Origin of the sequence: Arthrobacter sp., assembly GCF_048266065.1 — a bacterium.
Classification (GTDB): domain Bacteria; phylum Actinomycetota; class Actinomycetes; order Actinomycetales; family Micrococcaceae; genus Arthrobacter_H.
This window is the reverse complement of sequence record NZ_JBLXAH010000011.1, coordinates 61,964-76,542: the sequence shown is the minus strand read 5'-3', so window position 1 is coordinate 76,542 and position 14,579 is coordinate 61,964. Positions and strand designations below refer to the sequence as shown.

At 67.6% G+C, this 14,579-nt stretch carries 13 protein-coding genes and 1 tRNA gene; 13 read left to right on the top strand and 1 reads right to left on the bottom strand.

The window, feature by feature from the left end; all coding sequences use genetic code 11:
- Positions 1 to 217: 217 nt before the first annotated feature.
- The 12 genes from ACN0TP_RS16160 (at position 218) to ACN0TP_RS16105 (ending at position 9,944) form a co-directional block, all read left to right on the top strand.
- Complete coding sequence (locus ACN0TP_RS16160; RefSeq protein ID WP_417220616.1) at positions 218 to 1,114, top strand: ParA family protein; 897 nt, start codon at positions 218 to 220, stop codon at positions 1,112 to 1,114.
- The gene (locus ACN0TP_RS16155; RefSeq protein ID WP_417220613.1) at positions 1,114 to 2,028 is read left to right on the top strand and encodes a segregation and condensation protein A; all 915 of its coding nucleotides are present in this window, start codon (positions 1,114 to 1,116) and stop codon (positions 2,026 to 2,028) included. The genes ACN0TP_RS16160 and ACN0TP_RS16155 overlap by 1 nt, the downstream gene beginning before the upstream one ends.
- A complete protein-coding gene (scpB, locus tag ACN0TP_RS16150) occupies positions 2,025 to 2,591 on the top strand; it encodes an SMC-Scp complex subunit ScpB (RefSeq protein ID WP_417220612.1) in 567 nt (188 codons plus the stop codon). The genes ACN0TP_RS16155 and scpB overlap by 4 nt, the downstream gene beginning before the upstream one ends.
- A 33-nt stretch (positions 2,592 to 2,624) precedes the next feature.
- Positions 2,625 to 3,644, top strand: a complete 1,020-nt coding sequence (locus ACN0TP_RS16145) for a pseudouridine synthase (protein ID WP_417220610.1) — start codon at positions 2,625 to 2,627, stop codon at positions 3,642 to 3,644.
- A gap of 3 nt (positions 3,645 to 3,647) precedes the next feature.
- Positions 3,648 to 4,751 (top strand): prephenate dehydrogenase, encoded by a 1,104-nt coding sequence (locus tag ACN0TP_RS16140; protein ID WP_417220608.1) that lies wholly within the window; start codon positions 3,648 to 3,650, stop codon positions 4,749 to 4,751.
- Positions 4,752 to 5,420, top strand: a complete 669-nt coding sequence (gene cmk / locus ACN0TP_RS16135; protein ID WP_417220606.1) for a (d)CMP kinase — start codon at positions 4,752 to 4,754, stop codon at positions 5,418 to 5,420.
- An 80-nt stretch (positions 5,421 to 5,500) separates the two neighbouring features.
- Positions 5,501 to 7,039: a ribosome biogenesis GTPase Der gene (gene der / locus ACN0TP_RS16130; RefSeq protein ID WP_417220604.1), complete on the top strand. Its 1,539-nt coding sequence runs from the start codon at positions 5,501 to 5,503 to the stop codon at positions 7,037 to 7,039.
- 83 nt (positions 7,040 to 7,122) lie between these two features.
- Positions 7,123 to 7,196: transfer RNA gene (locus ACN0TP_RS16125), tRNA-Pro, on the top strand.
- A 223-nt stretch (positions 7,197 to 7,419) separates the two neighbouring features.
- Complete coding sequence (locus ACN0TP_RS16120) at positions 7,420 to 7,896, top strand: FHA domain-containing protein (protein WP_417220602.1); 477 nt, start codon at positions 7,420 to 7,422, stop codon at positions 7,894 to 7,896.
- A gap of 74 nt (positions 7,897 to 7,970) precedes the next feature.
- The gene (locus tag ACN0TP_RS16115; protein WP_417220599.1) at positions 7,971 to 8,657 is read left to right on the top strand and encodes a MerR family transcriptional regulator; all 687 of its coding nucleotides are present in this window, start codon (positions 7,971 to 7,973) and stop codon (positions 8,655 to 8,657) included.
- A gap of 17 nt (positions 8,658 to 8,674) precedes the next feature.
- Positions 8,675 to 9,157, top strand: a complete 483-nt coding sequence (locus tag ACN0TP_RS16110; protein WP_417220597.1) for a bifunctional nuclease family protein — start codon at positions 8,675 to 8,677, stop codon at positions 9,155 to 9,157.
- A gap of 196 nt (positions 9,158 to 9,353) precedes the next feature.
- On the top strand, positions 9,354 to 9,944 hold the full coding sequence (locus ACN0TP_RS16105) for a MerR family transcriptional regulator (protein WP_417220654.1): 591 nt from the start codon (positions 9,354 to 9,356) through the stop codon (positions 9,942 to 9,944).
- A 79-nt stretch (positions 9,945 to 10,023) separates the two neighbouring features.
- Here the strand turns inward: ACN0TP_RS16105 and ACN0TP_RS16100 are convergent, their stop codons facing one another.
- On the bottom strand, positions 10,024 to 10,821 hold the full coding sequence (locus ACN0TP_RS16100; RefSeq protein ID WP_417220651.1) for a ParA family protein: 798 nt from the start codon (positions 10,819 to 10,821) through the stop codon (positions 10,024 to 10,026).
- Positions 10,822 to 11,081: 260 nt separating this feature from the next.
- Here ACN0TP_RS16100 and ACN0TP_RS16095 point away from each other — a divergent pair, with 260 nt between their 5' ends.
- A complete protein-coding gene (locus ACN0TP_RS16095) occupies positions 11,082 to 14,528 on the top strand; it encodes a pyruvate carboxylase (RefSeq protein WP_417220596.1) in 3,447 nt (1,148 codons plus the stop codon).
- Positions 14,529 to 14,579: the final 51 nt, after the last annotated feature.

The window sequence follows — 14,579 nt, the reverse complement described above, 5'->3', positions numbered from 1 at the left end:
GTCCCTGCGGTGTCGGCCGTCCATCCCCTGCGGGGGAGGGGCGGCCGACGCCGTGGTGGGGGGAATCAGGGTGCCGCCACCCGACCAACCCTCGAGTTCAGCTTCAAGGTAAAGGCTCGCCGCGACCGGCCAAACATCCGGGAATCCGGCGTCGTGCGGCGATAGCCTTGGGGCTAGTAGTGAGTGACAAGCAACGAACGGAAGCGTGGTTCATACCGTGAGCGAGGAAAAGGGTTCGAGGACTCGTACGGCCGGATTGCTGAAAGAGCCGCCGGCCCTCGGGCCGACCGGTCGACCCCTGACGGTCTTCCCCGAACCACAGCCGCTGGAAGGCCACGGTCCGGCACGCGTGATCGCCATGGTCAACCAGAAGGGCGGGGTCGGCAAGACCACCTCCACCATCAACCTGGCCGCCGCGCTCGCCGAGTACGGACGCAAGGTCCTGCTGGTCGACTTCGACCCGCAGGGGGCACTCAGCGCGGGCTTCGGCACCAACCCGCACGAGCTGGACATCACGGTCTACAACGTCTTGATGGAACGCAAGACCAGCATCCACGATGCGATCCTGCACACCGATATCGAGAACATCGACCTGCTGCCGGCCAACATCGACCTGTCCGCCGCCGAGGTCCAGCTCGTCAACGAGGTGGCCCGCGAACAGGTGCTCGAGCGTGCCCTGCGCAAGGTCTCCGACGACTACGATGTCATCCTCATCGACTGCCAGCCGTCCCTGGGCCTGCTGACCGTCAACGCCCTGACCGCCGCCCACGGCGTGATCATCCCGCTGACCGCCGAATTCTTCGCCCTGCGTGCGGTGGCCCTGCTGGTCGAGACCATCGACAAGGTCCAGGACCGGCTCAACCCCTCCCTGCAGGTCGACGGCGTCCTGGCCACCATGTACGACGCGCGGACCCTGCACTCCCGCGAGGTCATCGGACGGCTCATCGAGGCCTTCGGGGACCAGGTCTTCGAGACGGTCATCAAGCGCACGATCAAGTTCGCCGACGCCAACGTCGCAGCGGAACCGATCACCAGCTACGCGGGGAACCACCCCGGCGCCGAGTCCTACAGGATGCTGGCCCGGGAGCTCATCAGCCGCGGCGGCGCCCCGTAATGACCGCGGCGGGCCGGGCGGATACCGGGTCGCCATCCGCCGCACCGGCGCCGGAGACGGAGCCCGACCCGGTCGCGGGATTCGCGGTCGCCCTGGAGAATTTCTCCGGGCCGTTCGACGTGCTGCTGAACCTCATCGGCAAGCACCAGCTGGACATCACCGAGGTCGCCTTGGCCCGGGTCACCGACGAGTTCATCGCCTACCTGCGGGACTTGCGGGAGCGCTCCGGGGACCGCGCCCTGGAGGAGACCACCTCCTTCCTGGTCGTGGCCTCCACCCTGCTGGACCTGAAGGCGGCGCGGCTGCTGCCCACCGGCGAGGTGGAGTCGGACGAGGACATCGCGCTGCTGGAGGCACGTGACCTGCTCTTCGCCCGGCTGCTGCAGTACCGGGCGTTCAAGGCCATCGCCGGACAGCTGTCCGAGCGGCTCGCCGACCAGGGGGAGATGCATCCACGCCGCGTCGCGCTGGAGCCCGGTTTTGCAGCACTGCTCCCGGAGCTGGTCTTCACCACGACCCCGGAGCAGCTGGCCGAGCTGGCCCGCAAGGCCATGGAACCCCGCCCGGCGGAACCGACGGAGGTCGGCGTCGCCCACCTGCACGCGCCCACGGTCAGCGTGCGCGCGCAGGCCGACCTCATTGCCGAACGGCTCGATGCCGACCGGTTCACCAGCTTCTCCGAGCTCATCGCCGATGCGGGGGAGACCATGGTGGTGATCGCCCGGTTCCTGGCCTTGCTGGAGATGTTCCGGGACAAATATGTTGGATTCGAACAGGACGGGCCGCTCGGCGAACTGCTGGTGGGCTGGAACGAGGACGCGGGCCCCTGGCATCCCGACCGGATCGCCGGGGAATACGACGGCACACCGGTGCCCGCGGCCGCGGCGGGTCAACGCCAGGAGGAGAACGAATGAGCCAGCACGACGACGGTGCCCCCGATCCCCGGATGGCCCTGGAAGCCGTGTTGATGGTTGCCGACGAACCGGTCACCGTCCAGCGGTTCGCCGAGGTGCTGGAGATCGACGCGGGGCAGGTCAGGACGCTGCTGGGGGAACTGCAGGACGACTATGCGGCGAACCACGGGTTCGAGCTGCGGGAGCTGGCCGGCGGCTGGCGGGTCTACTCCAAACGTGACTTTGCTCCCGTTGTCTCCCGCTTCGTCCTGGACGGTGCCACGTCCCGGCTATCCCAGGCGGCCCTGGAAACCCTGGCGGTCGTTGCCTACCGCCAACCCGTCTCCCGCGCCCGGATCGCGGCCATCCGGGGGGTCAACGTAGACTCGGTGGTACGCACCCTGACACTGCGCGGACTGCTCGCCGAAGAAGGCACCGATCCGCAGTCCGGGGCCATGCTGTATCGGACCACCCCATATTTTCTGGAAAGATTGGGGATAGACAGCGTGGCGGATCTACCGCAGCTCGCTCCCCACTTGCCTGGGCTGGACGATCTTGACCAGTACGACGACGTCCCTTTCTAGGCCACCACACCCAGCAGCAACGAAGGAATCAACATGACCCAGGGATCCAATTCAGGCGCAGGCCGCGGCAACCAACGCCGGTCAACGCCCGGCCAGGGTGGCGGACGCGGTGCGGCCGGCTCGGGCCGTGGGGCATCAGGCGGCAAGTCGGGCGGCAGCTACGGCGCCAAGAAGCAGGGCCCGGCCAAGAAGGGCCAACCCGGCGGCACCCCGCGCGGCCCGCAGGCTTTCGGCGGCGAACGATTCGGACGCAACCTGGGTCCTGTCAAGAAGAACCGCCCCGCCCCATCCCAGCGTCCGGCGCAGCGGCCCGCCGAGGACCAGGATCACGATGGAGTGCGCCTGCAAAAGGTGCTGGCCAATGCCGGGGTGGCCTCCCGCCGCGTCAGCGAGGAGATGATCACCGCCGGACGCGTCGAGGTCAACGGCGAGATCGTCACCGAGCTCGGCATCCGCGTGGACCCGGCCACCACGAGCATCCACGTGGACGGCATGCGCATCCAGCTGAACGAAACCATGCGCTACTACGCCTTCAACAAACCCCGCGGCGTGGTCTCCACCATGGAGGACCCCGAAGGCCGTCCCTGCATTGCGGACTACCTGCGCAAGAAGAGCGAGCGGCTCTTCCACGTCGGGCGCCTGGACGTGAACACCGAGGGGCTGCTGCTGCTCACCAACGACGGCGAGCTGGCCAACCGCCTGACCCACCCCTCCTACGAGGTCCCCAAGACCTACCTCGTCCAGGTGCCCGGCCCGATGGCCCACGGCATCGGGGCGCAGATGAAGGCGGGCATCGCCCTCGAGGACGGCATGGCCAAGGTCGACTCGTTCAAGCTCGTGGACTCCACCCCGGGCAAGGTCCTCGTCGAGGTCATCCTGCACTCGGGAAAGAACCGCATCGTCCGCCGGCTCTTTGACGCCGTCGGCCACCCGGTCAAGCGCCTGGTCCGCGTGCAGATGGGCCCGATCAAGCTCGGGGCCCAGAAGCAGGGGACCATCCGCCAGCTCGGCCACCACGAAGTCGGCCACCTGCTGGCCGGCGTGGGCATGTAGCCGGTGGCTGCCACACATCTCACCGGGCCGGTCCTGGTCATCGGCACCGGCCTGCTGGGCGCCAGCGTCGGATTGGGGCTGAGCCGGCTGGGCATCCCGGTCCTGCTCTCCGACACCTCGCCGACGGCCCAGCAGGTCGCCCAGGACATCGGTGCGGGCACGGTCTTCGACCCCGCCTCATCGCCGGAACCGGCGCTGGTCGTGGTGGCCGCGCCCCCGGATGTCACCGCCGCCGTGGTCTCCCGTGCCCTGCGCGAACACCCCACGGCCACTGTGGTGGACATCGCCAGCGTCAAGACCTCGATCCTGCGTGCGCTCGAGACGGACCCGGAGCTCGGCCATGGCGAACTCTCCCGCTACGTGGGCACCCACCCGATGGCCGGCCGCGAGAAGTCGGGTCCTGCCGCGGCCCGCGGAGAGCTGTTCACCGCCATGCCCTGGGTGATCTGTGCGCACCCCGGAACCGGCGAGCACAGTGTGCGGACCGCCGAGGCCCTGGCCATCGACCTCGGTGCCACCGTGCACCGGATGGACGCCGGCGAGCACGACGCCGCCGTCGCCCTGGTCTCGCACTTCCCCCAGATCGCCTCGTCGCTGCTGGCCTCCCGGCTGCTCAACGCACCGGCCCATGCCCTCGGGCTCGCGGGCAACGGCCTGCGCGACACCACGCGCATCGCCGCCTCGGACCCACGACTGTGGATCCAGATCCTCAGCCACAACGCCCCGGAGCTCGTGGGCATCCTGCACGGGTTGCGGGAGGACCTCAACCGGCTCATCTCCACCCTCGAGGACCCCGCGGCACCCGGTGCCCTGCTGGATCTGGCGGAACTGATGGGGGAGGGCAACGCAGGACAGGCGCGCATCCCTGGAAAGCACGGGGCACCCCCGCAGGCCTTCGCCGTCGTCACCGTCATCGTCGATGACCGTCCCGGCCAGATCGCCCAGCTGCTCGCCGACGTCGCGGACATCGGGGTGAACCTCGAGGACCTGCGTATGGAACACTCCTCCGGCCACAAGGTCGGAATGGTCGAAGTATCGGTCCTGCCCGGGCGAAGCCAGGAATTGATGGAAGCCCTCACCGAACGCTCATGGAAGGTAGTGCAGTAAGTGAAGAACCTCGTGGTGGCCATCGACGGCCCCTCCGGCAGCGGAAAATCCTCGATCTCCAAGGAGGTCGCCCGACGGATCGGCGCCGCCTACCTCGACACCGGGGCCATGTACCGGGCGTTGACGTTCGCGTGCCTGGATGCGCGGACCGATCTCTCCGACACGGCCGCGGTGACCGCTGCCGTCCGGGAAGCCAACGTGCAGATCGGCGTCGACCCCGACCTCGAACAGGTCCTGGTCAACGGGGCGGACGTCACGGCGGAGATCCGCAAGCCCTATGTCTCCGAGGCGGTGTCCACGGTGGCAGTCATCCTCGATGTCCGCGCCGAACTGGTTCGCCGTCAACAGGAGATCATCGCCGGACACGCACGCATCGTCGCCGAGGGACGGGACATCACCACCGTCGTCGCCCCCGAGGCACCGGCGCGTATCCTGCTGACCGCCCGCGAGGAGGTCCGCATGGCCCGGCGCGGGCTGCAACTCGGCGGGACCCAGACCAGCGAGGACCTGCAACGCCAGGTCGTGGCCCGCGACGCCAAGGACTCAACGGTCACCAGTTTCACCACTGCTGCCGACGGCGTCGTCACCGTCGATTCCTCTGACCTGGATTTTGAGCAGACGGTCCAGGCAGTGCTCTCCGTCGTGGAAGCAGCCGACGCCCCGGCCTGAAGGCCGGGCAGCCCACGGCATGCAAAAATGGTAAGTGCTTCCGCGTACGGCGGAAGCGGCGAACAAAGGAATCCCTGAACATGACCGATCACGCCGCCGTTCCCGGCGACGGAGACGAATACGTCCCCTCGGGAGAGGACCACGTCGCCGAACGACTCAACCAGATCACCGACGAGGAGGCCGAGCAACGCGCCGCCTCGCTGCGCGAAGGACTCGCCGACTACGACCTCGACGACGAGGACACCCGGCTGCTCTCGCATGTCGATGACGACGACTTCGAGGACGAGGACGATCGGGTCCCCCCGGTGGTGGCCATCATCGGACGCCCCAATGTCGGCAAGTCGACCCTGGTCAACCGCATCATCGGCCGCCGCGAGGCAGTCGTCGAGGACGTCCCGGGCGTCACCCGGGACCGGGTGACCTACAGCGCCGAATGGAGCGGGCGTGACTTCACGCTCGTGGACACCGGCGGCTGGGAACACGATGCCAAGGGCATCCACGCCCGCGTGGCCGAGCAGGCCGAGGTCGCCGCGGACCTGGCCGACGCCGTCATCTTCGTCGTCGACTCCGCCGTCGGGGCCACGGCCACCGACGAACTCGTCGTCAAGATGCTGCGCCGGCAGAAGAAGCCGGTGTTCCTGGTCGCCAACAAGGTCGACGGGGAAGCGCAGGAAGCCGATGCCGCGTCGCTGTGGAGTCTCGGTTTCGGCCAGCCCTACCCGGTCTCGGCACTGCACGGCCGCGGCACCGCCGACCTGCTGGACGACCTGCTCGAGAAGCTTCCCGCCTACTCGGCCTTCGGCGGCATGGTCCCGCGTGGCGGTCCGCGCCGCGTCGCCCTCATCGGGCGCCCCAACGTCGGCAAGTCCTCGCTGCTGAACAAGCTCGCCGGCGCCGAACGCGTCGTCGTCGACAACACGGCGGGCACCACGCGCGACCCCGTGGACGAACTCGTCGAACTCGGCGGACGGACCTGGCGCTTCGTGGACACGGCAGGCATCCGGCGCCGTCAGCACATGGCCCAGGGCTCGGACTACTACGCCTCCCTGCGCACGCAGTCGGCGCTGGAAAAGGCAGAGGTCGCCGTCGTGCTCCTGGCAGTGGACGAGGTGCTCAGCGAACAGGACGTGCGGATCCTGCAGACGAGCATCGACTCGGGCCGCGCCCTGGTGCTGGCCTTCAACAAATGGGATCTGCTCGACGACGAACGCCGACGCTACCTGGAACGTGAAATCGAGCAGGACCTGGCCCACGTGGCCTGGGCCCCGCGCGTGAACATGTCAGCGGCCACCGGTTGGCACAAGGAAAAGCTCGTTCCCGCCCTGGACCTGGCCCTGGAGTCGTGGGACCGGCGCATCCCGACGGGCAAGCTCAATGCCTTCCTGGGCGAACTGGTGGCGGCGCACCCGCACCCGGTCCGTGGAGGCAAGCAACCGCGCATCCTCTTCGCCACCCAGGCATCGTCACGCCCACCGCGTTTCGTGCTCTTCACCACGGGGTTCCTGGACCCCGGGTACCGCAGGTTCATCACCCGCCGCCTGCGGGAGACGTTCAGTTTCACCGGAACGCCCATCGAGGTCAGCATGCGCGTGCGTGAGAAGCGTGGGCGGTCAAAGTAGCTCCGGAAATGCGGTAGAGTAGCTGAGGAGCTTTTCGCAGACGGCACCCGCCCTCACGGACGGGATAACGGCTGCGGAACCGCCGGGCTATGGCGCAGCTTGGTAGCGCGCCTGACTGGGGGTCAGGAGGCCGTGGGTTCGAATCCCGCTAGCCCGACCGGCGATAAGGGGTCCTGCGGGAACGGAATTCCGTTTCCGCAGGGCCCCTTCTCCATGCTCCGGACCCTCCTGCGCAGGCAATGCGGCGATCATGACGCCAACCGGCTTGCAAACAGGGATAACCGGTAGGCTAGGCTGGATAAAACACAAAGTCGGCGCGTCATTTGGACCACTGTCCAAACGGCCGGCATCGAGCATTCACCATTCCAGGGAGGAAGCATATGAGTGGCGATCACCGTTGGGAGGACGGCGCTACGGAGCGTAGGAAATCCGCGGCGGAGACCACCAACATCAGCTTGCCTCCAATGCGGGACGAGGTCGTTCCCGAGGCATCGCTGTCGACCGAGGAACGCTCCTCCGTCAACGCGCTGCCCGAGGGTTCCGCGCTGCTGATCGCCCATTCCGGCCCCAACCGTGGTGCCCGCTTCCTGCTCGACGGCGAAGTGTCCACTGCCGGACGCCACCCCGAGGCGGATATCTTCCTGGACGATGTGACCGTCTCCCGCAAGCATGCAGAATTCCGCCGTGACGGCTCCGGATTCCAGATCGTGGATTCCGGCAGCCTGAACGGCACCTATGTCAACGGCGACCGCGTCGACGCGGTCCGGCTGCGCACCGGTTCGGAAGTACGCATCGGCAAGTTCCGGTTGACGTTCTACGCCGGCACCCTCCCCACGACCGCCTCGCGGCAGGACTGACGGTAATTTCTGTGGTTGCATCGGCGCATTCCCGACGCGGCATCGGGGCGGGCGCTGAGGCCCCCCGGGCGAGCGTGCTCAATATCGGCGAGGTCCTGACCGAACTGTCGGCAGACTTCCCGCAGACCACCGCCTCGAAGATCCGCTTCCTCGAGGAGAAGGGTCTCATCACCCCGCAGCGCACCGCCGCCGGATACCGCAAATACACGGCCGGCGACATCGACCGGCTGCGGTTCATCCTGTCGCTCCAACGCGACCAGTACCTGCCGTTGAAGGTCATCAAGGACTACCTCGACGCCGTCGACCGCGGCGAACGCCCGGAACAACTGGCCGGTGGCTTGACGCTCGCCCCGCGCAGCGTGACCGACCAACTGGCCCAGGAGCTGGCAGGTCACACGCGTCCGCTGACCCGAGCGGAACTGCAGGGTGTCACGGGGGCATCGGATGAACTCATCTCCGAATTGCTGGCCTATGGCGTCATCGCAGAAGAGGACCAGCGGTTCGACGAGCATGCGGTGCGCATTGCCACGGCCAGCGCCAAGCTGGCCGCCCACGGAATCGAACCGCGCCACCTGCGTGGCTTCCGGGCCGCCGCCGACCGTGAACTCGGACTGGTCGAACGGGCCGTGGCCCCCTTGTCCAGCCGACGGGATGTCTCGTCCCGCGCCCGTGCGGCCGAGACGGCACGCGAGATCAGCGATGCCTGCCTGGCACTGCACAGTGCGCTGGTCAATGGAGCCATCGCCCGGATGGACCACTAGGACAGCGGGAGGAACCCATGCGAGAGCTCATGGTCGTCGGCGTTCGGATCGAACTGCCCTCCAACCAGCCGCTGGTCCTGCTCAAGGAAATCGACGGGCCCCGCCATCTGCCCATCTGGATCGGTGCTCCCGAGGCATCGGCCATTGCCATGAGCCAGCAGGGGATGGCCACGCCGCGCCCGATGACCCATGACCTGCTCGAGGCAGTGGTCTCGGCCCTGGGGCATCCCCTGGTGGAGGCGCGCCTCGTGGCGGTGAAGGACACCGTCTTCTACGCCGAACTCGAATTCGACGGCGGCGCCAGTGTCGACTCGCGGGCCTCCGACGCGATTGCCTTCGCCCTGCGTGCAGGATGCCCGATCACCTGTTCCGACGAGGTGCTGGAGGAGGCCGGGGTCATGGTCAGCGAGGACGGCAACACCGCCGACGGCGCGGAGGACCAGGTCCGCCAGTTCCGCGAATTCCTGGCCGATGTCGAGCCCGAGGATTTTGGCGAATAGCGACACGCCCTCAAGTTAAGCTTGAAGGTCTTTGACGTGGGACCCGTTCGGCCGTACCGTCAAAGCATAAGAATCCCATTGCTTCGCTGTCCCATCACTCGGCACAGTGGACGGCCTTCGATGCCTCCACGGTTCCCGGCAGCCGGCAAGCTCCCTATGGGGGGAGTTTTTGACTAGGAGGGTCCACGTGAGTCCGATAGGTGAGCACAGCGGAGCGTCGTCCGGCGTCGGCCGGTCGACCACTGCTGTGAATGCGCAGGGGCTGCTCTTCACCGAGGACCTGCCGGTCCTCGACGAGGGGGCGGGCTATCGCGGTACCGTCGTCTGCAAGGCGGCCGGCATTACCTACCGTCAGCTCGATTACTGGGCCCGCACCGGATTGGTCGAGCCGGCCGTCCGGGGCGCCGCCGGTTCGGGCAGCCAGCGCCTGTACAGCTTTCGGGACATCCTCGTGCTCAAGGTCGTCAAGCGGCTGCTGGATACAGGGGTCTCGCTGCAGCAGATCCGCACGGCCGTGGTCCACCTCCGCGAACGCGGTGTCGAGGACCTGGCGCAAATCACCCTGATGAGTGATGGCGCATCCGTTTATGAGTGCACGTCGGCCGACGAGGTCATCGACTTGGTCCAGGGAGGCCAGGGGGTGTTCGGCATCGCCGTCGGGCGCGTCTGGCGCGAAGTCGAGGGCAGCCTGTCCGAGTTGCCGAGCGAGCACGCGGTGGACGAGGAAGCGATCTTCCCCGGGGATGAACTGGGCCGCCGTCGGGCAGCCAAGAAGTCGGCCAGCTAGCCACGAACTGGCCCCCTGACCCGGAATCACAGAGCGCGTGTCCCCGACGGGGACACGCGCTCTTCCCATGGCCGGAAAGTCAGTGGGCCGTGATGCCGCGCAGCAATTCGTCGAAGCGTGCCGCTGCCTGTCGTGCGGCGTCGCCGGGCCACTGGTGCACCGCGTAGGCCGCGCCCTGGATCTGCTGCCAGTTCGCCTGGTCCGGCAGGACGGGGGAGAGCAGCGACGATCCGAACATGGTGCGCATTTCATCGAGCCGGAAGCGCTGTTCGGACGAGGAATCGCGGAAACGGTTGGCCACCACCCCGGCCGTCTGCAGCCCGGGGACGAACTCCTGGCGGAAGAGCTCCAAGGCCCGCAGGGTCCGCTCGGTACCCGCCACGGAGAACAGGCTGGGCTCGGCGACCAGCAGCACCCGCTGGCTGGCGGTCCAGGCCATGCGCGTCAGCCCGTTCAGGGACGGTGGGCAGTCGATGAGCACCAGCTCGTACCGATCCTGGCGGGCCAGAATGGTCTGGAGCCGGCGCAGGTTGCGCAGCTTCAAGTCGGGACGGTCATAGATACCACTGAAGGCACCGCCCACGGCCACATCCAACACTGCTGGCCCCGTGGCGTCCTCGGCTGCCGATGCGCGGGAGGTCCAGGGGCTGGATACCGCGGCCGCTGCGATATCGGCACGTCGCGCGTTCTTGAGCAGATGGCCGATGTCGTTCTCGCCATTGGGCTCCACACCCAGGCCGGTGCTCGCATCGGCATGTGGATCCAGGTCCACCACCAAGGTCGGAATGCCGGCGGCCAATGCCGCCGACGCCAAACCGAGGGTGACCGACGTCTTCCCGACGCCACCCTTGAGACTGCTGATGCTCACGACCTGCACGGAACGGACCACGACCTTACTGTGTTGTTGCGCTGTTTCGGCTCCTACCCATCATAAGGTGGCCCCGCGCTTCGCCGCTCCACCGGCGGCGGTGTGCCACACGTCATAACGAAACACAGTTACCGGTGTGTGGTGCGCCACTGTAGGGTATCGGCAGGCTTGGATCTACACATCGCGCCTGGCGCACGGAAGCAGCATCGCCCGAAACCCGGGAGTACCGTCGCGTTCGTCCTGACCAACAGACACCCTGCAGGAGCATCATGTTTTCAAAGGTTTTGGTTGCCAACCGCGGCGAAATCGCCATCCGCGCGTTTCGTGCCGGCTACGAATTGGGGGCGAAGACCGTGGCGGTCTTCCCCTACGAGGACCGCGGCTCCATCCATCGCCAGAAGGCCGACGAGGCCTATCAGATCGGCGAAGAGGGCCACCCGGTCCGTGCCTACCTCGACGTCGAGGAGGTCATCCGTGTCGCCAAGGACGCCGGCGCGGATGCCATCTACCCCGGATACGGCTTCCTCTCCGAGAACCCCGACCTGGCCCGTGCAGCGCATGAGGCCGGCATCACCTTCATCGGCCCGCCGGCCGACGTGCTCGAACTCGCCGGCAACAAGGTCCAGGCGCTCAAGGCAGCGAAGGCCGCAGGCATCCCCACGTTGGCCTCCTCCGAGCCCAGCGATGACCCGGAGTGGCTGATCGGCGAAGCGGACAAGATCGGTTTTCCCATCTTCGTCAAGGCGGTCGCCGGTGGCGGCGGACGCGGCATGCGCCGGGTCGACAAGCGTGAGGACCTGCCCGACGCCCTCAATGCGGCGATGCGTGAGGCCGGGACGGCCTTCGGGGACCCCACGGTCTTCCTGGAAATGGCAGTCCTGCGCCCGCGGCACATCGAGGTCCAGATCCTCGCCGACGGCGAGGGGAACGTGGTCCACCTCTTTGAGCGTGACTGCTCCTTGCAGCGCCGCCACCAGAAGGTCGTGGAAATCGCCCCGGCCCCGAACCTCGATGAGAACATCCGCCAGGCCCTCTACGCCGATGCGGTGAAGTTCGCCAAGGCGCTGAAGTACCAGAACGCGGGAACCGTCGAGTTCCTGGTCGACACGGTCGGAGAGCGGGCGGGTGAGCACGTCTTCATCGAGATGAACCCCCGCATCCAGGTCGAGCACACGGTGACCGAGGAAATCACCGACATCGACCTGGTCTCGGCGCAGATGCGCATCGCGGCGGGGGAGACCCTCGATGACCTGGACATCCACCAGGAGGACCTGCGGATCCGCGGTGCAGCGATGCAGTGCCGCATCACCACCGAGGATCCCTCCAACGGCTTCCGGCCCGACGTCGGGACCATCACCGTCTACCGGTCGGCCGGTGGCTCCGGGGTCAGGCTCGACGGCGGAACGATCTATGCCGGTGCCGAGGTTTCCCCGCACTTCGACTCCATGCTGGTCAAGCTCACCTGCCGTGGCCGCGACTACGAGGCAGCGGTGCGCAGGGCGCGTCGGGCGTTGGCGGAGTTCCGCGTGCGTGGCGTCGCGACGAACATCCCGTTCCTGATGAATGTGCTCGATGACCCGCAATTCATCGCCGGGGACGTGGCCACCGACTTCATCGACTCCCGTCCGGACCTGTTGGAGGGCAACCGCAGCCAGGACCGTGGCACGAAGGCGATCACCTACCTGGCCGATGTCACGGTGAACCGGCCCAACGGGGAGCGCATCGAGGGGATCGATCCGCGTAAGAAGCTCCCGTACTACCCCGGGGACAAGTCGGACCAGCCGATGCGCAGCCCGTTTGACGGCCCCTCGGAGCATGAGCCCCCGGCCGGCTGGCGCAAGGTCCTGCTGGAGCGTGGCCCGGAGGGGTTTGCCGCCGAATTGCGTTCGCGCACCGAGCTGGCACTGACCGACACCACCTTCCGGGACGCGCACCAGTCGCTGCTGGCCACCCGGGTCCGCACCCGCGACCTGCTGGCCGCGGCGCCGGCGTACGCCCACACGCTGCCGCAGCTCTTCTCCATGGAGGTCTGGGGCGGTGCAACCTACGATGTGGCATTGCGCTTCCTCGGTGAGGACCCCTGGGACCGGTTGGAGCGCCTGCGCGCCGAGATGCCGAACATCCCGTTGCAGATGCTGCTGCGCGGGCGCAACACCGTCGGCTACACGCCGTACCCGACGGAGGTCACCGACGCGTTCGTGCAGGAGGCCGCGTCATCGGGTATCGACATCTTCCGCATCTTCGACGCGCTCAACGATGTCTCGCAGATGGCACCGGCCATCAAGGCCGTCCGGGAGACAGGCACCGCCGTCGCCGAAGTGGCCCTCTGCTACACCGGGAACCTGCTCGACCCGGCCGAGGACCTCTACACGCTGGACTACTACCTGGACCTGGCCCAGCAGATCGTCGACGCCGGAGCCCACATCCTGGCGATCAAGGACATGGCAGGACTGCTGCGGCCCGCCGCCGCCGCGAAGCTCGTCACCGCCCTGCGCGAGCGGTTCGACCTGCCGGTGCACCTGCACACCCATGACACCGCCGGTGGCCAGTTGGCCACGTTGCTGGCAGCAGCCGACGCCGGGGTGGACGCCGTGGACGTCGCGGTCGCCTCCATGGCAGGAACCACCTCCCAGCCCTCGGAGTCCGCACTGATCGCCGCGCTGGCGAACACCGCACGCGACACCGGCATCGAACTGGAGGCGGCGGCATCGCTGGAGCCATACTGGGAGGCAGTGCGTGCCATGTATGCCCCCTTCGAGTCCGGGCTGCCGGGGCCGACGGGACGGGTCTACCGCCACGAGATCCCCGGTGGGCAGCTCTCGAACCTGCGCCAGCAGGCCAAGGCCCTGGGCCTGGCCGAACGGTTCGAGGACGTCGAGGACATGTACACGGCGGCCAATGCGATCCTGGGCCGATTGGTCAAGGTCACCCCGTCCTCCAAGGTCGTGGGCGATCTGGCCCTTCAACTGGTCGGCATGAACGTCGACCCGAAGGAATTCGAAGCGAACCCGCAGGCCTTCGACATTCCCGATTCGGTCATCGCCTTCCTCTCCGGGGAGTTGGGTGATCCGCCCGGAGGCTGGCCCGAACCGTTCCGTTCCAAGGCCCTGGAAGGCCGCAACGTCAAGGTGCGGATGGAGGATCTGGACCCGGAGGACGCCGCGGCGCTGCAGGGCGATTCAGCGACGCGCCGGGAGACCCTGAACCGGCTGCTCTTCCCCGGCCCGACCCGCGACTTCGCCGCCTCACGGGCCGACTACGGAGACGTCTCGGTGCTGCACACCCGCGACTACCTCTACGGTTTGGTCCAGCACGCCGAGCACGTGATCTCCCTCGGCAAGGGCGTGCGCCTGCTGGTGACATTGCAGGCGGTGTCCGAACCCGACGAGAAGGGCATGCGGACCCTGATGTGCACGTTGAACGGGCAGATGCGCCAGATCATCGTGCGGGACCGCAACGTGGAGTCCACGGTGAAATCCGCCGAGAAGGCAGACACCGCCAATCCGGGCCACGTCGCGGCGCCCTTCGCCGGTGCGGTCACCGCATCCGTTGCGGTGGGGGACACCGTCGAAGCCGGCGGAACCGTCGCCACGATCGAAGCCATGAAGATGGAGGCGGCGATCACCTCGTCCACCGGTGGCACGGTGGCCCGCGTGGCGGTCGATGGAACGGCCCAGGTCCAGGGCGGCGATCTGCTGGTCGTTCTCGAGGCCTGAAACCAGCGCCTTGGCGCACCGAGGGGGCGGTCACATGCACCATGTGGCCGC